The 16,931-nt window shown below is 67.7% G+C and carries 17 protein-coding genes and 1 tRNA gene; 15 read left to right on the forward strand and 3 right to left on the reverse strand.

Annotation, left to right across the window (positions count from 1 at the left end):
- Positions 1-6 precede the first annotated feature (6 nt).
- The 9 genes from AC0Z36_RS00620 to AC0Z36_RS00660 all read left to right on the forward strand — a co-directional run bounded on the left by AC0Z36_RS00620 (position 7) and on the right by AC0Z36_RS00660 (position 9,646).
- Positions 7-591: a NuoI/complex I 23 kDa subunit family protein gene (locus tag AC0Z36_RS00620; RefSeq protein ID WP_485460669.1), complete on the forward strand. Its 585-nt coding sequence runs from the start codon at positions 7-9 to the stop codon at positions 589-591.
- Positions 588-1,130: an NADH-quinone oxidoreductase subunit J family protein gene (locus AC0Z36_RS00625; RefSeq protein WP_485460593.1), complete on the forward strand. Its 543-nt coding sequence runs from the start codon at positions 588-590 to the stop codon at positions 1,128-1,130. The genes AC0Z36_RS00620 and AC0Z36_RS00625 overlap by 4 nt, the downstream gene beginning before the upstream one ends.
- Positions 1,131-1,196: 66 nt before the next feature.
- Entirely contained in the window at positions 1,197-1,574 is a 378-nt protein-coding gene (gene nuoK / locus AC0Z36_RS00630) for an NADH-quinone oxidoreductase subunit NuoK (protein WP_485460670.1), read from the forward strand.
- Positions 1,571-3,493 (forward strand): NADH-quinone oxidoreductase subunit 5 family protein, encoded by a 1,923-nt coding sequence (locus AC0Z36_RS00635; RefSeq protein WP_485460594.1) that lies wholly within the window; start codon positions 1,571-1,573, stop codon positions 3,491-3,493. Before nuoK ends, AC0Z36_RS00635 begins: the two co-directional genes overlap by 4 nt.
- A gap of 97 nt (positions 3,494-3,590) precedes the next feature.
- On the forward strand, positions 3,591-5,162 hold the full coding sequence (locus AC0Z36_RS00640; RefSeq protein ID WP_485460595.1) for a complex I subunit 4 family protein: 1,572 nt from the start codon (positions 3,591-3,593) through the stop codon (positions 5,160-5,162).
- Entirely contained in the window at positions 5,159-6,733 is a 1,575-nt protein-coding gene (locus AC0Z36_RS00645; protein ID WP_485460596.1) for an NADH-quinone oxidoreductase subunit N, read from the forward strand. Before AC0Z36_RS00640 ends, AC0Z36_RS00645 begins: the two co-directional genes overlap by 4 nt.
- Positions 6,734-6,898: 165 nt before the next feature.
- Positions 6,899-7,789 carry a zinc metalloprotease HtpX gene (gene htpX, locus AC0Z36_RS00650; RefSeq protein WP_485460597.1) on the forward strand — a complete coding sequence of 297 codons (891 nt, stop codon included), beginning with the start codon at positions 6,899-6,901 and terminating at the stop codon, positions 7,787-7,789.
- A 28-nt stretch (positions 7,790-7,817) separates the two neighbouring features.
- Positions 7,818-8,225 carry a YccF domain-containing protein gene (locus AC0Z36_RS00655; RefSeq protein WP_485460598.1) on the forward strand — a complete coding sequence of 136 codons (408 nt, stop codon included), beginning with the start codon at positions 7,818-7,820 and terminating at the stop codon, positions 8,223-8,225.
- 422 nt (positions 8,226-8,647) lie between these two features.
- Positions 8,648-9,646, forward strand: a complete 999-nt coding sequence (locus tag AC0Z36_RS00660; protein ID WP_485460599.1) for a glycosyltransferase family 2 protein — start codon at positions 8,648-8,650, stop codon at positions 9,644-9,646.
- A gap of 171 nt (positions 9,647-9,817) precedes the next feature.
- Here AC0Z36_RS00660 and AC0Z36_RS00665 read toward each other — a convergent pair whose 3' ends face one another.
- Complete coding sequence (locus tag AC0Z36_RS00665) at positions 9,818-10,306, reverse strand: YajQ family cyclic di-GMP-binding protein (RefSeq protein ID WP_485460600.1); 489 nt, start codon at positions 10,304-10,306, stop codon at positions 9,818-9,820.
- A gap of 218 nt (positions 10,307-10,524) precedes the next feature.
- On the opposite strand from AC0Z36_RS00665, the gene AC0Z36_RS00670 reads away from it, so the two are divergent.
- The 4 genes from AC0Z36_RS00670 (at position 10,525) to AC0Z36_RS00685 (ending at position 13,826) form a co-directional block, all read left to right on the forward strand.
- Positions 10,525-10,607 (forward strand) — tRNA-Tyr (locus AC0Z36_RS00670).
- 479 nt (positions 10,608-11,086) lie between these two features.
- Complete coding sequence (locus AC0Z36_RS00675; protein ID WP_485460674.1) at positions 11,087-11,266, forward strand: hypothetical protein; 180 nt, start codon at positions 11,087-11,089, stop codon at positions 11,264-11,266.
- Between the two features lie 266 nt (positions 11,267-11,532).
- Positions 11,533-12,525: a hypothetical protein gene (locus AC0Z36_RS00680; protein WP_485460601.1), complete on the forward strand. Its 993-nt coding sequence runs from the start codon at positions 11,533-11,535 to the stop codon at positions 12,523-12,525.
- Positions 12,526-12,764: 239 nt separating this feature from the next.
- Complete coding sequence (locus tag AC0Z36_RS00685) at positions 12,765-13,826, forward strand: IS701 family transposase (protein WP_485460602.1); 1,062 nt, start codon at positions 12,765-12,767, stop codon at positions 13,824-13,826.
- 564 nt (positions 13,827-14,390) lie between these two features.
- Here the strand turns inward: AC0Z36_RS00685 and AC0Z36_RS00690 are convergent.
- Entirely contained in the window at positions 14,391-14,861 is a 471-nt protein-coding gene (locus AC0Z36_RS00690; RefSeq protein ID WP_485460603.1) for a MarR family winged helix-turn-helix transcriptional regulator, read from the reverse strand.
- 240 nt (positions 14,862-15,101) lie between these two features.
- Between AC0Z36_RS00690 and AC0Z36_RS00695 the strand changes: the two genes are divergently transcribed.
- Complete coding sequence (locus AC0Z36_RS00695; protein ID WP_485460604.1) at positions 15,102-15,542, forward strand: DoxX family protein; 441 nt, start codon at positions 15,102-15,104, stop codon at positions 15,540-15,542.
- Between the two features lie 73 nt (positions 15,543-15,615).
- Entirely contained in the window at positions 15,616-16,113 is a 498-nt protein-coding gene (locus AC0Z36_RS00700; protein WP_485460605.1) for a VOC family protein, read from the forward strand.
- A gap of 189 nt (positions 16,114-16,302) precedes the next feature.
- Here AC0Z36_RS00700 and AC0Z36_RS00705 read toward each other — a convergent pair whose 3' ends face one another.
- Complete coding sequence (locus AC0Z36_RS00705) at positions 16,303-16,578, reverse strand: hypothetical protein (RefSeq protein WP_485460606.1); 276 nt, start codon at positions 16,576-16,578, stop codon at positions 16,303-16,305.
- Positions 16,579-16,931 lie beyond the last annotated feature (353 nt).

Genomic DNA, 16,931 nt, shown 5'->3' on the forward strand with positions numbered 1-16,931 from the left:
AAGACCATGGTCAAGCCGTCGGTCACACACGCCTACCCGGAGGTGCGGCCTGAGCTGCCGCCGCGCTCTCGCGGTGTCATCGCGCTCCTTGAGGAGAACTGCACCTCCTGCATGCTGTGCGCCCGCGAGTGCCCGGACTGGTGCATCTTCATCGACTCGCACAAGGAGGTCGTGCCCGCCACGACCCCCGGCGGCCGGGACCGCTCGCGCAACGTCCTCGACCGCTTCGCGATCGACTTCTCACTGTGCATGTGGTGCGGGATCTGCGTCGACGTCTGCCCCTTCGACGCCCTCTTCTGGACGCCCGAGTTCGAGTTCGCCGAGTTCGACATCAAGGACATGCTGCACGAGAAGGACCGGCTGGGGGACTGGATGGCCACCGTGCCCGCGCCCCCCGCGCTCGACGAACGCGCCGAGGAGCCGAAGGAACTGACGATGGCGAAGAAGTCCGCCGACAAGAAGCGGGCGGAGGCGGCCAAGGCCGTGGAGGCCGCGGAGGCGGCTTCGGCGGCTGGGTCGGCTGGGTCGGCTGAGGCCGTCGGGCAGGCACCCGGGCAGCCGGAGGAGCAGCCGGGGGAGCCCGGGGCGTGAACACCGTCGCTTCCGCAGACCCCGGTTTCCTTTCCCCCACCGGGGTCGAGATCGCCTTTGTCCTCGTCGGTGTCGTCGTCCTGGGCTCGGCCCTCCTGGTGGTGACCACCCGCCAGCTCGTGCACGCCGCCCTGTGGCTGGTGGTGACGCTCGGCGGACTGGCCGCGGAGTTCCTGCTGCTGACCGCCGAATTCATCGCCTGGGTGCAGGTGCTGATCTACGTGGGCGCCGTCGTCGTCCTGCTGCTCTTCGGCCTGATGATGACCAAAGCGCCGATCGGCCGCAGCGAGGACCCGCCGCTGCGCCTGCCCGCACTGGCCGTCGCGCTCGGTTCGGCGGCCACGTTGGTGACCGTTGTCGTGGACGCCTTCCGGTCGACCTACATGCACCTCGGCGACGACACCGCCGGAGTAGCCAGAGTCACCGGGGAGAGCATCTTCAGTACCTGGGTACTCCCGTTTGAAGTCCTGTCGGTCCTGCTGCTCGCCGCGCTGGTCGGAGCGGTCATTCTGTCCCGTACGAGATCCGGAAAGGACTGACGGAATGCACGTCGTAGCCGCGCCATTTTGGGGGCCGACCCCAGGACCCCCGACATGGGGTGCGTCGTGCATGTGATCTACCCCGCGGTCCTGGCGGCCCTGCTCTTCAGCATCGGCCTGTACGGCGTGCTCGCGCGGCGCAACGCGATCCTCGTCCTGATGTCCGTCGAGCTCATGCTCAACGCTGTCAACATCAACCTCGTCGCCTTCGACATGTGGCTGCGGGACACCCTGCACGCCGGTCAGGCGCTCACCCTCTTCATCATCACCATCGCAGCGGCGGAGATCGGACTCGGGTTGGCCATCGTGCTCATGGTGTTCCGCAACCGGGGCACCTCCGACGTGGACGACCTGCGCGAGCTCAACGAAACGGACGAGCCGACAGAGTCCGCGGAGCCGACGGAGCGTACAGGACCGGCCGAGCTGAACGAGGTGGACCGGTGACCACCACCGCCGCCCTGACCGTCGGCCTGCCGGCGCTCGGCGCGCTGCTCGGTTTCGCGTCCGGCCGCCGCACCCCCGCGCTCGCCCGGGTCTTCGCGATCCTCCCGCTGCTCGCCGCATTCGTTCTCAGCGTCCTGCTCGCCCGGCGGGTCTGCACCGGGCACCCGGTCGAGTCGTCCGTGCGCCTGACACCGACCGGCGCGACCGACATCAACCTCAGCCTCTACGTCGACGGCCAGGCCGCACTCGCGGCCGTCCTGGTCACCGTCGTCGCGCTGCTCGTCCAGGTGTACTCCACCGCCTACCTCAGGGAAGACCCGCGCTACTCCTCGTACGCGGCCCTCGTCTCCCTGTTCAGCGCCGCGATGCTGCTCGTCGTCTTCACCGGCGACCTCATGGTGTTGCTCGTCGGCTGGGAGGTCATGGGCATCTGCTCGTACTTCCTGATCGGCCACCACTGGGAGACCGAAGCCGCCCGCAGCGCATCGATAAAGGCCTTTGTCGTCACCAAGCTCGGTGACGTGCCCTTCCTGATCGGCATCCTCGTGCTCGGCACGGCCGCCGGTTCGTTCGACATCCGCGAGGTCGTCGGATCGCTGCCGGCGACCGACTCCACCACGGTCACCGTCGCCTCGCTGCTGCTCCTGTGCGGGGTCGTCGGCAAGTCCGCGCAACTGCCGCTGCAGGTCTGGCTGCCGGACGCGATGGCAGGCCCGACACCCGTCAGCGCCTTGATCCACGCGGCGACGATGGTCGCGGCGGGTGTCTACTTCACCGCCAGGCTCTACCCGGTGTTCACGCACTCGGCCGTGACGGTGACGGTCCTGGCGGTGATCGCCTCGGTCACCATGCTCGGCGCGGCGCTCGCGGCACTGGCCCAGGAAGACCTCAAACGGGTCCTCGCCTGGTCGACCGTCAGCCAGCTCGCCTACATGACCGGTGGCCTGGCCGTCGGCGGACGCAGCGCGGCACTCTTCCACATGCTGTCCCACGGTGCTTTCAAGGCGCTGCTGTTCCTCGCGGCGGGCGTTGCGATCCACGCGGCGGGCACCGGCGCGCTCGCCGCGATGGGCGGCCTCCGGGCCAAAGCGCCCGTGACCTTCTGGACCATGACACTCGGCCTCGCGGCGCTCGCCGGACTGCCGCCGTTCGCCGGATTCTTCAGCAAGGAAGCCGTGCTCGGCGCGGCCGAACACGCCGCGGAAGGCGACGGCACGACGGTCTTCGCCGGGTGGCTGGTGCTGATCGCCGGGCTGCTCACCGTCGCCGTGACGGCGGCGTACGCGACACGGCTCTGGCTCCGGGCCTTCTTCAGCCCGGCGCCGGACATCGCGGGCCAGAAAGTCCCCGGGCACGCGGACGCCGCAGGCTCAGAGGTCCCGGCCCACGCGGACGCCGCCGACTACGGAACCCACGGCGACGGAACCCACGGCGAAGGGCCGGCCGCGATGCGCTGGCCGCTCATCGTCCTCGCCGTCCCGACGGTGCTGCTCGGCGCGGTGTACACCCGCATCCCGGGCTGGCTCGACAGCGGTGACGACCTGACGCCGAAGCTGTTGACCTCACTGGTCTCCTCCGGGCTGATCGTCGCGGGCGCCCTGGCGACCTGGCTCCTGTGGCGTCGTCAGCCGGCTGCCGATCCGGGCGCCCGCCTCCTCGGGCCGCTGCACGGTCCGGCCCTGCGCGGTTTCGACATGGACCGGCTGTACGCCGCGACTGTCGTCGCACCGGTGTACGCGGCGGCCCGGCTGAGCCGGTTCGTCGACCGCGAGGTCATCGAGACATACGTGCGGGGCTCCGCGCAGGCGTCCTGGAGCCTGGGCGGCCTGCTGCGCCGCACGCAGAACGGAAACGTACGCCTGTATCTGACCGGTCTCTTCGCGGGAGTCGTCATCCTGACTGTGGCGGTGCTGCTGTGACCACCCGCATCCGGCGCACCTGGGCGTCGACCATGCTCGAAACGCCGCCCTCCCGCCGGAACCACCGTATTCCGAGCATGATCGACGGGAGTCGGCCGTGAACGTCGTCCTGCTCTGCCTCATCGCCCTGCCGCTGGTCGGCGCGGGCACGCTGCTCGCCGCGCCCGCACTGACGGACCGACAGGCCCGACTGTTCGGCACCGGCGCGGCCGGGGGAGCGCTCGCCCTCGCCGTGGCCCTGGCCATCGGCTTCGACCGGCATGCGTCAGGCATGCAGTTCAGCACCGACCACGCGTGGGCCCCGGCCCTGGGGATGCGCTTCCACCTGGGGGTCGACGGCATCTCGCTGCCGCTGATCGTGCTGACGGCGCTGCTGACCTTCCTGTGCGCCGTCCACAGCCTGTCCTCTGCTCACCCGGGGGGCACTGCGCCTACAGCGGCCGCAGTCGCGGGCCGTACCCCCGGGGGAATTCCGCCTGGCGGCAGCGCAAAATCATTCCTCGCGCTGATGCTCACCCTCGAAGCCGGCGTCCTGGGCACCTTCGCCGCCCTCGACCTCATCCTGTTCTTTGTGGCCTTCGAGGTCGTGCTGATCCCGATGTACTTCCTCATCCAGCGGTGGGGGGCGCCGGGCGCCCGCGGTCCCGCCGCGTACCAGTTCATCCTCTACACCCTGCTCGGCTCCGCGCTGATGCTGCTCGGCTTCCTGCTGATCGGCGCGAAGACCGGCACCTTCGACATGGTCGAACTGGCGCGGGGCCACGGCGCCGGCATGTCCCGCGGTGTGCAGCTCACGGCGTTCCTGGCGGTCGGCATCGGCCTCGCGGTCAAAGCGCCGATGTGGCCGCTGCACACCTGGCTCCCCGACGCCCACACGGCTGCGCCGACGGCCGGGTCGGTCCTGCTCGCGGGCGTCCTCCTGAAGATGGGCACGTACGGCCTCGTCCGGATCGCGGTCCCGGCGCTACCGGAGGGCGCGCACACGCTCGCGCCCTATCTGGCCGCCTTCGGGACGGTCGGGATCGTGTACGGAGCGCTCGTCTGCCTGGCATTGGTCCGAGATGGAAAGTCCGATCTGAAGCGGATCATCGCCTACTCCTCCGTCGGGCACATGGGCTTTGTCCTGCTCGGCATCGCGACACTCACCCCGACCGGCATCAACGGCGCGCTGTTCGCCAACATCGGTCACGGGCTGGTCACCGGCCTGCTGTTCTTCCTCGTCGGCGCGGTCAAGGACCGGCACGGCACCGCCACCCTGGAGAAGATCGGCGGCAGCCTGTACGCGCGGGCTCCGCGACTGGGCGGCCTCGTCGCCTTCGGCGCGGTGGCCGGGCTCGGGCTGCCGGGGCTCGCCGGGTTCTGGGGTGAACTGCTCGCGATGTACGGCGCGTACGAACCTGGGCCGGGGCTGTCGCACACCGCGTACCGCACTTTCCTGGCCTTCGCCGGGCTCGGCACGGTGCTGACCGCCGGGTACATGCTGATGATCGTCCGGCGGGTGTGCATGGGCCCGCCCGTCCAGACAGCTGAACTTCCCGATGTCGGGCGGGGTGAAGTCCTCGCCTGGAGTCCGCTGGTGGCCCTCACCCTGATCCTCGGACTGTGGCCCGCCGCCGTCCTCGCCGTCACCGATCCGGCCGTCCGCGCACTCCTGGGGGCGACGTCATGAATCTCGCCTCAACTCACGGCCCGCTTTCGATGGTCCAGGACATCGACTGGACGGCCGTCGCACCGCCGCTTGTGGTCGCTGTCGCCGCGCTTGCCGTCCTGCTCACCGACCTGGCGCTGGAGAACAAGCGCCCGGAACGCAAACGGATCCTGCCCTGGGTCGCCCTCGGCGGGCTCGGCACCGCGCTCCTGCTCCTGATCCCGCTGCGCGGTGCCGACCGCCGGACCTTCTGTTCACCCGACCGGCTGTTCTGCTCGTACGAAGTCGGCGACCTCACGCTGATCCTGCAGGGTGTCCTGCTCGGTGCGTCGATGATCGTCGTGTTGCTTTCGATGTCGGACCGCACGGTTTCCGTCGGCCCGGTTCCGGACGGCCCGGTTCCAGCCGGCTCAGTTCCGGGACGTGCGGGGTCGGACCGCAAGGCACCGACGGGGGAGTACAACTTCCTGCTCCTGGCCTCCGTCACCGGCGCGGTAACCCTCGTCGCGGCGCGCGATCTGCTCACCCTCGTCGTCGCGCTGGAGACGACCACCCTCCCGGCGTACGCGCTCATCGGAATCCGGCGGGACGGCCGCTCAGCCGAAGCCGCCCTGAAGTTCTTCCTGATGTCAGTGGCCGCCACGGCCGTACTGCTCTTCGGCGTCAGCCTGCTGTACGGCGCGAGCGGCGGCGCGGTCTACCTCGACCAGTTGGGCGGGGCGCTGGCGGACATCGATCCGGAGTTCGACACCATCGCCTCCGCCGGGGCGATCCTCACCCTGGCCGGCTTCGCCTTCAAGGTCGCCGCCGTCCCGTTCCACTTCTGGGTGCCGGACACCTACCGCGGCGCTCCGGTGCCGGTCGCCGCGTTCCTGTCCGTCGTTTCGAAGACTGCGGGGTTCGCCGCACTGCTCCTGGTCGCCGGTATCGGGCTGTGGCCCTACGAACACCTGTGGGGCCCGGCGCTGGGTGTGCTGGCCGCTGTGACGATGACCGTCGGCAACCTGGTCGCGCTGCGCCAGACCGATGTCGTACGGCTCCTCGCCTGGTCGTCCATCGCCCAGTCGGGCTACGTCCTGGTGCCGTTCGGAGCGCGCGGCGACCTGGGCGAGACCCTCCCGGCCGCTGTCGCGTACCTCGCCGTCTACGCGGTGATGAACCTCGGCGCGTTCGCGGTCGTGGTGCTCGTCGGCGGTCGCGACGTAGCGGACTACCGGGCGCTCGCGAAGGCCCGCCCCGGGGTCGCCGTCGCGCTGGCGTTCTTCCTGCTGTGCCTGGCCGGACTGCCGCCGGGCCTCATGGGCCTGTTCGCGAAGGTCACCGTCTTCCAGGCGGTCGTCGGCGCGGGCACCGGATGGCTCGCGGTCGTGATGGCGGTCAACGTCGTCATCGCGCTGTACTACTACCTGGTGTGGACAGCGGTGCTGTTCCAGCCGCCCGTGCCGCGGGCGCCCAGCGCGGCACTGCCCGGCACCGGCACTTCCGTGCCCGTCGCGGCCGCACTGAGCGCACTGGTCGCCCTCGGAGTGCTCCTCTCGGTGGCTCCACAACTGGTGCTCCAGATGCTCTCCGTGCCGGGGCTCGTCCGATGATCAAGAACAGGTGTACGGGCCTGCTCTGACGGGAACCGCAGGTAGGCGTTGTTCGTACGCCAGCACGAGGGGAACCCGTCCCTTCAGTAGGGCGTTCGACAGGTGTACGGCAATACAGGCCCCCGCCGTGCCCACAGCTCCACGCCTCGCCCCGAGAGGACCCCCGTGCACCGCCACCACAACGGGTTGAAGACCGCCGTACTCCTCGGCTCCATGTCCGCGCTCATCATGGTCATCGGCAGTGCCTTCGGGGGGCGCAACGGGTTGATCATCGGCTTCGTGGTCGCCTTGGCGACCAACGGCTACGCGTACTTCAACAGCGACAAGCTCGCCCTCCGCTCGATGCAGGCCCGGCCGGTCAGCGAAGCCGAGTTCCCCCAGCTGTACGCGATCGTCCGGGAGCTCTCCACCTCCGCCCGGCAACCCATGCCACGGCTGTACGTGTCACCCACCGAGGCACCGAACGCCTTCGCCACCGGGCGAAACCCGCGCAACGCGGCGGTGTGCTGCACCACCGGCATCCTGCGGCTGCTCGACCAGCGTGAGCTGCGCGGCGTGCTCGGGCACGAACTCGCACACGTGTACAACCGCGACATCCTCATCTCGTCGGTGGCGGGCGCGCTGGCCAGCGTCGTGATGTTCCTGGTGAACTTCGCCTGGCTCATCCCGATCGGCCGCAGCAACGACGACGAAGGCCCCGGCCTGTTCGCGATGATGCTGATGATGATCCTCGGCCCGGTCGCGGCGTCGATCATCCAACTGGCCGTCAGCCGGTCCAGGGAGTACCAAGCGGACGCCTCCGGCGCCCAGCTCACCGGCGACCCGCTGGCCCTGGCCTCCGCCCTGCGCAAACTCGACGCCGGCACCCAGGCCAAGCCGCTGCCGCCGCAGCCGCAGCTGGAGGCCGCCAGCCACTTGATGATCGCCAACCCGTTCCGGGCCGGTGGGGCCGCTAAGTTGTTCTCCACCCATCCGCCGATGGCCGACCGGATCCGCCGACTCGAAGAGATGGGCGGATACGCGGGTCCAGCGGGTGGGTACGGCAACCGCAATTGATCATTGATTCCACTCTGGGGGAACTCCTGTGCGCCTGCTCCTCAACCTGATCTGGTTCTTCCTCTGCGGCCTGTGGCTGGCCATCGGCTACGCCATCGCCGGCATTGTCTGCTTCCTGCTGTTCTTCCTCGTGGTGACCATTCCGATGGGCATCGCCGCGTTCCGGATCGCCGCATACGCCTTGTGGCCCTTCGGCAGAACGATCGTCGACAAGCCCTCGGCCGGCGCGGGATCGCTGCTCGGCAACATCGTGTGGGTCATCTTCTTCGGCTGGTGGCTGGCTATCGGCCACCTGGTCACGGGCCTGCTGTTGTGCGTCACGATCATCGGCATCCCGTTGGGCCTGGCCAACTTCAAGATGATCCCGGTGTCGCTGTTCCCGCTGGGCAAGGACATCGTCGACAGCGATAACCCGTACGTCCTCTACGCACGTTGACCTGCGTTGACGTCCGGTGATGGTCAGTGGCGTCTAGTGATGTCCAGTGACGTCCGGTGATGGTCAGTGGCGGCCAGTGATGCCGGGTAACGGCCGCTGAGGTGCGCTGACGTACCCCGACGTGGTGCGCGCCGGCCGGGCGTCTGCGGGCCGGCTCCGGATCGCCGCGGACCAGTCCCGTGCGTATTCCGGCCAGTGGCCGGCGGACCAGCCCCGCTCGGCCGGAGGCTGCGTGCCACTCCAACGGGCGTTCCGGTAGGCCCTTCGAATGGTTCAGGTGGGGCTACCGGGTGAATCTGCTCGTACGCCCTGCACTTTTGGCACCGTCTCGCCGATAACCCTCAGAACCCGAACACTGAAGATCAGATATCTGGATCATCTCACCGGGTTTCCGGGTTATCCCGACCGAGCGGAGGGCCACTGTGCCGGTCACGGTCAGCGTCATCGTTCCCACCCGCGACCGGCCAAGGTTGCTCGCGGACGCACTGCACAGCATCGTCCGGCAGGAGGTGGGCGGCAACGGACCGGCGGGGATCGAGATCGTCGTGGTCAACGACGGCGGCGGAGACATTGCCGCCGCTCTGCCGCTCGGCATCCCCGGCGTCACAGTCCGGGTCATGTCCTCAGCCCGCGCCCGCGGTCAGGCGGCGGCCCGTAACTCCGGCCTCGACCTGGCCACTGGACGTTACGTGGCCTTCCTCGATGACGACGACGTCTACCTCCCCGGCCACCTGAACCGGGCGATCACCATGCTGGAGCGCTCCGGCTGTGACGCCGTCTATGCCGACTGCCTGCTCGCCCGGTACCGGACCGCCCGCGGGGAACGCCCGGACCCCGGGCCGCACCGCTACGACTTCGCGTACGACCCGGACATGCTCGCGGTCGCGAACTACATCCCCACCTCATCGGTGGTCTGCCGCAACCCGGCGGTGTTCGGCCCGGCGTCGTGGTTCCGCTTCGACCCCGAACTGCAGGTCCTGGTCGACTGGTCACTGTGGCTGCGCCTGGTGCACGACCACGGCTGGGCCTTCGGCCGCATCCCGGAGCCAGGGGTGATCCACCACCGGGTGCAGGGCGAGGAGACGCTCCTGGGCCGCGCGTACACCCGGCCGGCCTCACTCAGCCGCTTCGACGACACGTACCGCACGATCATCGCCCGCTGGCCCGTCTCGCCCACCGGCCGCATCGCGCACTACCGCGGGCACATCCTGCGGATGCTCGAGACCGCGGACACGCTCATCGCCACCGGGCAGCGCATGGACCCGTTCGCGTACGAAGGCGCACTGCGGGTGCTGTACGACGGATTCACCGGGACCCGCCCGGACGCCTCGGTGCCGCTGGGGATGACCGCAGTGCTGACGGGGGTGGTGGTGGCGGTGCCTGAGCGCAGCCAGCAGGGGGCGCCGGAGGGTTCGCGCTGACCGTCTCTGCGCTGGGGGGTGTGTGGATGTGCGGCTGTGCGGGTGCAGGGACACGCGGGGCGGGTGGGCCGCGCAAGGCGCATGAGGCACACCGAAGATCGCGATGACCGAAATCGTGATCATCTTTGACGGATGATCACGATTTCGGTCATCGCGATCTTCGGGCGAGCGTCAGCGGTAGTTCACGTACTGGAGCGCGAAGTCCAGATCCTTGCCCTTGAGCAGCGCCTGTACGGCCTGCAGGTCGTCGCGCTTCTTCGAGGTGACACGCAGTTCTTCGCCCTGGACCTGGGCCTTGACGCCCTTGGGGCCTTCGTCGCGGATGATCTTTGCGACCTTCTTGGCGTTCTCCTGCGAGATCCCCTCGACGATGGTCGCGAAGATCTTGTACTCCTTGCCGGAAAGGAACGGCTTGTCGGCGTCCAGCGCCTTCAGTGAGATGCCGCGCGCGACCAGCTTGCTCTGGAACACGTCGAGGATCGCGTTGACCCGGTCCTCGCCGTTCGCGCGCATCTCGATCTTCTCGCCGGAGCGGCCGATGTGGGCGCCGACGTTCTTGAAGTCGAACCGCTGCGAAATCTCGCGCTCGGTCTGGTTGAGGGCGTTGTCGACCTCCTGCTGGTCGACCTTGGAGACGATGTCGAACGAAGAGTCAGCCACGGGGGGTCGCTTTCTGCGGGTTGGGATTTCCGGTCGGTCGCGCGCGCCGGACCGGCCGGGCGCGCGTGCTGGACACCAGGTTAGTCGCGTGGGCCGCACGGTGCCGAGCCCGTCATTCCTGCCACGCGACGGCTCCGACCGTGTCGGCGATACCGGGTGGCGGAGCACCCCTGGGCATCCGCTATTGTTGTTCACGTCGCCGCGAGCGGAGACAGCATGGCGGGTTGCCCGAGCGGCCAAAGGGAGCAGACTGTAAATCTGCCGGTGTATGCCTACATAGGTTCGAACCCTATACCCGCCACACTGCAACACAGAGCCCCTGACCAGCGGAAACGCGGTCAGGGGCTCTGTGTTTTCCGGTTCGGGAACCTTCGAGAGCGCCCGTCGAAAAGCGGCCTTCATCCCGGTCGGCCTCATCCTGAATCGGGTACTGACCAGCGGTTGTGGGGCAGGTGTGGGGCAGCTTCGATCAGTCCCACTTCTTGAGCGCCTCCCCGATCCGCTCATTGGCGTACACCGCGAGCAGTACGGCCACGCTGTTCCCTGCTCGCTCGGCGACCTCGGTTGCGTCCACCCCGGAGTTCAGCCACAACGACTAGGGCGGCGTACCGCAGGTCGTACGGACGCTTCCCCAGGGGAGACACCAGCCGCCGCTTCGCGCGCCTTCTGCTGTCGGGGCGTCAACCCGACCCCTGCGGATACTTCATGATTCCGGCATACCGCGAGGATCAAGACCTGTCACCCCATCCGGCCATCACGAGTTCAACCTGAGTAAGGGACATGACGTTCGCCGAGGACGCCTCACAACTGCGCACCGGCAACGCGCCCCGGGCCATGGCGACGTGGCGCGACCTCGCCATCGGAGCCCTACGCCTGTCCGGAGCGGGCAGCATCGCCGCAGCTCTTCGACACAACGCCCGCGACACAGAACGCCCGCTCGTCCTCCTTGGGCTCACATGATCACGAACCGGACATCACTCGACTACGCCGAAGCCCTGATCTCGTGGGAACTTCACCGACGATCCGATCAGTCAAACGGTCACGTCACCGGAGAGGATCTCCACCCAACCTGACAACGCCCACCCAATCGATAGACATCGGCCATCCAGGTGATTTATCCGATGTGCGGATGTTCTTCACGAAAGGGCTGGCCTCCATCTGTGATTCTTGCCATCTGCTAGCGCATTAGCTGATCAGGCAGAGGTTTCACACCAATGGAGGAAGTTATGTACCGCACAACCGTGCTTCACCGAAGAGGCGGTCGTAATGCTCTAGCGGTGGCCTGCCTGGGTGCGGCCGTAGCGCTGGGCCTGACGGGAGTCGCGCATGCGGTACCACCGGTGTTGTTGGGGACGGGCGCGGTGCATGCCGCCGTACCCAGTTCCGGTTCGGGAGGAATGCACGCCGTTCACCGACCTGCCGCAGCGGATCGGAAGTCTGGAAGCGCCCTCGAAACTGCCCAGCGCTCTCAGGGCCTGCCGTCTGGACAGCGGGCGCCGGGCGGCCAGAACTTCTCATGGGATCTGGTCTCGGATCCTACCTCCCCGAAGGAGGGGGAAAAGATCAATTACACGCTAACCATGATTCAGGGCAAATCGACAGACCCGGCCGACGCCAGGGGGGAGGCCAGTATTTATCTGGACGGGATGCCTGCGGGCTGGGCCAATCCCCCGAACCCAAGGCTGACAAAGTCGGCGCTGGACGATGCCACCTACAACAACGACGCTAAGGCGAGCAACGGACAGATTGAGCTCGTGGCCAACGAAAATAACTCGTCGAAAACGTTTCTGTCTTGGAATGGGACCGTTCCGGCCGCCGGAGTGAAGATCACCTTTTCCCTCACTGTCAAGAAGCCTGACACCGGCGACCGTTCGGTGGACCTTCTGGTGGATACCAACTCGGCAGTGATGTGCGCGGACAACATCGACATTGTCAGTCAGTCGTACCCGGTGTGTCCTTTCTCCTCCAAAGTTTCGTCCATGATCATCAAGCTGAACCCGAAGCGGACTCCGCCCCCCACCCCGACCACAACCGCCTCACCGGTGACCCCGAGGAAGCGCCACCCGGTGGGTGGGGTGCGGGCAGGTCTCGGCGGGAGCCAGACCGGCTCCGCGCAGCAAAACTCGAACGACACCCTGCTCATCGACGGGTTCTCGGCGGTCGGGGCCGGCGCCGTTGTGGTCACGCTGATCCGTCGTCGTCGACGAGACGCTGCCTGAGACAACATGCCACCTCTGCGACCAGCAACTTCAGGATGGAAATAGCTCCTGGGGTTCAAGTGGTCGTCGCACCGCCCGAGTTTTGTGCCGAGACTGTCTCGGCGACGGCCTGGGCTGGTGACCAACAGCCCAGGACCTTCACGGCAGCTGTAGTTCGTGATCCAGCCGGCGTTCCCGCTGGTGGGAGGGTCGGGGGTCGGTGCTGAACGCGATGACGGCCACCGCGATCATGACGAGTTGTGACACAACATCAGTACGCGGCGGCCGCCGCCGCAGCGGTAGCGCATGAACGCCACAGTGAGCTCTTCGAGGACCTGTCAAACCGCCTGGCCTGCGCTTTTCCCCGCCGGGAGTCCCGTGGGACCTTCCGGGAGATGATCGAGGGACCGCTCATGGAACTGGAGGGCGCCAACTGCTGGACGCTGGCCGAGGCGCTCGGGCACAGCGGCCCGCACCGCCTGCAGCACCTGCTCTCCCGCGCCCGCTGGGACGAGCAGGCAGTCCTGGACACCGCCGCCGCTTGGGCCGTCGCGCAACTCGACGACGGCGACGGGGTGCTGATCGCGGACGAGACCGGGGACGCGAAGTCCTCGACCGACGCCGTGGGAGCCGCCCACCAGCACTCCGGCCCGCTGGGCGGGGTGGGCCTGTGCCAGGTCGCCGTACACCTGACCTTCGCCAGCGCCCGCGGCCACACCGTCATCGACCGCGTCCTGTACCTGGGCACGGACTGGGCCGCGGACGAGGAACGACGCGAACTGGCCGGTGTTCCCGATGAGTTGGAATTCTCCACCAAGACCGCGATGGCCGAGGCTATGCTGGTCAAGGCCGTCGCGTCCGGAGTGCGGGCCTCGTTCTTCGCCGGCGACGAGGTCTACGGGGCCCGCTCACTGCGGCGCGCCTGCCGCACCCTGGGCCTGCGCTACGCGGTCGCGGTACGCTCCAACCTGAAGGTCACCACCCCGGCCGGGCGTTTGACCTGCACCGATGCCGTCAAGCTGATCCCGCGTGGGGCCTGGGCGTGGATGCGGACCGTACCGGGACCAAGGGCGCGCGGGACTACGACTGGGCCATGCTCGATGTGGTCGCCGACGACATACCCGCGGGCCAGGGCTCCAGCGGGCTCTCGGTTCGCCTTGCGTGGCGCCACCGCTACACCGGGACCGTCTCCTACTTCCACTGCTGGGCGCCCATCGGGGTCCCACTGGCCCGCCTGGCGCCGTCGCCACCAGTACCGGGCGCGAACATGCCATCTCCGCTGGCACGACTACGCCGACACCCCACCACAGGCGGCCACGTGACCACGAACATCACGAACTACAGCTGCCGTGAAAAAGACCGCTGAATCATCAACTAATCAGTCGATGGTTCAGCGGTCTTTGAACATGACACGAGTGCCGCGTTCGGCGTGAGTCGACCCAAGCCGATGCGCGAGGTTGTGGGGCACCTGTGGGGCAGCGCGGCGAAGCCGCTCCGCTACTTGCTCTTTGCACAGTTCAGAAGCCTGAAGCTTTGATCTTTCGTGCGGCCTGTAAATCTGCCGGTGTATGCCTACATAGGTTCGAACCCTATACCCGCCACACTGCAACACAGAGCCCCTGACCAGCGGAAACGCTGATCGGGGGCTCTGTGTTTTTCGGACCTGGCACTCCCTGTAGGCACCGCTCGAAAAGCTGCTTTCATCCAACTTTGTCGCACCGTGAACCGGGTGCTGACCAGCGGTTGTGGGACCGGCGTGGGGCGGCTCCGGCCAATCCCACTTCCTCAGCACCTCCCCGATCCGCTCATTGGCGTCGGACGCCCGTAGGGCAGCGCTGCTCCGCACCCCGCACCCGCACCCCGCAGCCCTGCTCCGCACCCCGCAGCTATTCCCCGCGCTCCTCGCCGGCCAGATGCTCCGCCACCGTCTCGCTGATCCCCCGCAGCGCCACCAACTGCTCCGGGCTCAGCAGGTCGAACAAGTGCTTCCGTACGCCTTCGACGTGTCCTCCTGCCGCCTCGTGTAGCACTTTCAAACCCGCGTCGGTCAGTCGCGCGTTCTGGCCGCGCTTGTCGGTCGAGCAGGAAGCGCGTTCGACCCAGCCGCTCTTCTCCATGCTCGCGACCGCGTGGGACAGGCGGCTGCGGGAGGACAGGGTCATGTCCGCGAGGTCGCTCATCCGCATCGCCCGGTCGGGGGCCTCGGAGAGCGGCACCAGGATCCGGAAGTAGGCGTGCGGGATCCCGGCGTCGTGCTGCAGTTCGCGGTCGAGCCGGTCAAAGAGCAGGTGTGTGGCGGCTCTGAAGGCCCGCCAGGTCTGCTGTTCTTCGTCGTCGAGCCAGCGGGGTTCCGTCATGCGATCAGCCTACTTCTCCGTTGAGCTCTCAAGTTGTTTGGTTGAGAGCTCAAGTAGTGGTTATGGTGAGCATAGTTGATGGCTCAATCAAAACTTCCCTTGCCGCGACCGAACCTTGCCGCGACCGAACCCCGCCACGATCGAACCCCGCCACGATCGAGTTCCACGACGATCAACCCCCACAACGATCAAACTCCACCGCGCCGTGAACCCGCGCCGCGGCCCTGTCTGGAAGGCCCCATGAACCTCCGTCTCCCCGCCGCCGTCACCGACCTCGTCCTACTTGCCGCCCGCGTCGGACTCGGCATCGTGCTTATCGCGCACGGCTGGCAGAAGTTCAACACCTTGGGACTCAGCGGCACGGCCGACAGCTTCAAGGCGATGGACGTGCCGCTGCCGACCCTCTCCGCCTGGTTCGCCGTCGTCGTCGAGCTGGGTGGCGGAGTTGCGTTGATCTCCGGCCTGGCCGTACCGGTCGTCGGCCTCCTGGTCTTCCTCGACATGGCCGGAGCGTTGATCTTCGTCCACGCTGACAAGGGACTGTTCGCGGACAAGGGCGGCTACGAGTACGTCCTGGTCCTCGGCCTGGCCGCGCTGACGCTGGCCGCCGTCGGCGCCGGTCGCTACAGCGCCGACGGAATGCTCGGCAAGGCCCGCAGCGGTGGTCCTGCCAGGGTTTGAACTCCAACAGCCACTAAGCCCTGCACCCCAACAACAACCAAGCCCTGCACCACGACAACCCCTTAGGAGCGCCATGTCCGTGCGCCGTCTCAACCACGCAGTCCTCTACATCCGCGACGTGGCCCGGTCCGTCGAGTTCTACACCGACGTGTTCGGCTTCAAGGTCGACGTTGAAATGCCGGGGCGCGCCGCCTTCCTTAGCGCGGAGGGTACGCTCAACGACCACGACCTCGGACTCTTCGCCCTCGGCACGGACGCGCCCGGTCCGCAGCGGGGCGGCGTCGGCCTCTACCACCTGGCATGGGAAGTCGGCACGCTCGGCGAGCTCGCCGAGACCGCCGAGAAACTCGAGAAGCGCGGCTCCCTCGTCGGCGCGACCGACCATGTGGTGTCGAAGTCGCTGTACGCCAAGGACCCGGACGGCATCGAGTTCGAGGTGATGTGGCGTGTGCCGCGCGAGGACTGGCCGAAGGACACGCGGGGCGGGTTGCTTCCGCTCGACCTGCCGGCGGACCTCGACCGTTGGGGGCCAGACCTGAAGACCGGCGCCGCAGCGGGCTCAGCAACCTGACAGTCCGTCTGGCCCGACTGTCGCCTGATACGACCGTCGTACGGTCGACCCGCGCGTCGCTTCAGCACTCGCACTCGCACTCGCACACGCACCGGATCGAAAACACCGTCGTACGTTCGACCCGTACGAGACCGAACGACCGAACGACCGAACGCCCCAGTGTCACCGGCGCCGCAGTACCCCAGTGCCCTACACGTCGCTCCGGCATTCACGCAGGACGAAGACCAGGTCGGTGGCCTGGTCTTCGTCGGCCACCCATTCGTACGTCCTGGTGTAGCCGTGGTCCGCGGCCAGCCCGGCCAGGAGTTCGGCGCGGGTCGCGCCGCCCTGATTGGGGATCACCACCCGGGGTGAGCCGTCGAACAGTTGTTTGTCATGTCGCCACTTGCCCCGGAAGGTGTGGGCCGCGACAAAGGCCAGGCCGACGACGATCGCCGTGGCGATGAGTCCGCCGAGGACGTCCACTGTGGTCCTGCCTCCCGATCCGAGTCGCGTTTTTGTGAACCGAGTCTGCCAACCGAGCCTGTCGACTGAAACTCGCCAACGGAACTCGCCAACGGAACTCGCCAATGGAGCTTGTCGACCGGGCTTGTCAGCTGAGTTCGCCAACCGTGCTTGTTATCAGAGCGTGACGTACCGCAGGGTCCGCGTCCAGCGAGAACCCAGGGGCTTCACCTGGTTGTCGGTGCATGGGGATAGCGTTTCAGCCATCCGATCGCGGCCGGAGCACGGGCTGTCATCTCTTGCCCCGAGTTGCCCGTGCCTGGTCGTGTTCGGCTGGTTCCGCCGATTGGGGGGCCGCCACCACACATGGGGAG

The organism is Kitasatospora sp. UYEF31 (genome assembly GCF_057291755.1).

Coding starts and splice junctions, on each gene's coding strand:
- AC0Z36_RS00620 (WP_485460669.1), top strand. CDS start 7: ATGGTCAAGCCGTCGGTCACACACGCCTACCCGGAGGTGCGGCCTGAG.
- AC0Z36_RS00645 (WP_485460596.1), top strand. CDS start 5,159: ATGAATCTCGCCTCAACTCACGGCCCGCTTTCGATGGTCCAGGACATC.
- AC0Z36_RS00675 (WP_485460674.1), top strand. CDS start 11,087: ATGACGTTCGCCGAGGACGCCTCACAACTGCGCACCGGCAACGCGCCC.
- AC0Z36_RS00680 (WP_485460601.1), top strand. CDS start 11,533: ATGTACCGCACAACCGTGCTTCACCGAAGAGGCGGTCGTAATGCTCTA.
- AC0Z36_RS00690 (WP_485460603.1), bottom strand. CDS start 14,861: ATGACGGAACCCCGCTGGCTCGACGACGAAGAACAGCAGACCTGGCGG.
- AC0Z36_RS00695 (WP_485460604.1), top strand. CDS start 15,102: ATGAACCTCCGTCTCCCCGCCGCCGTCACCGACCTCGTCCTACTTGCC.
- AC0Z36_RS00700 (WP_485460605.1), top strand. CDS start 15,616: ATGTCCGTGCGCCGTCTCAACCACGCAGTCCTCTACATCCGCGACGTG.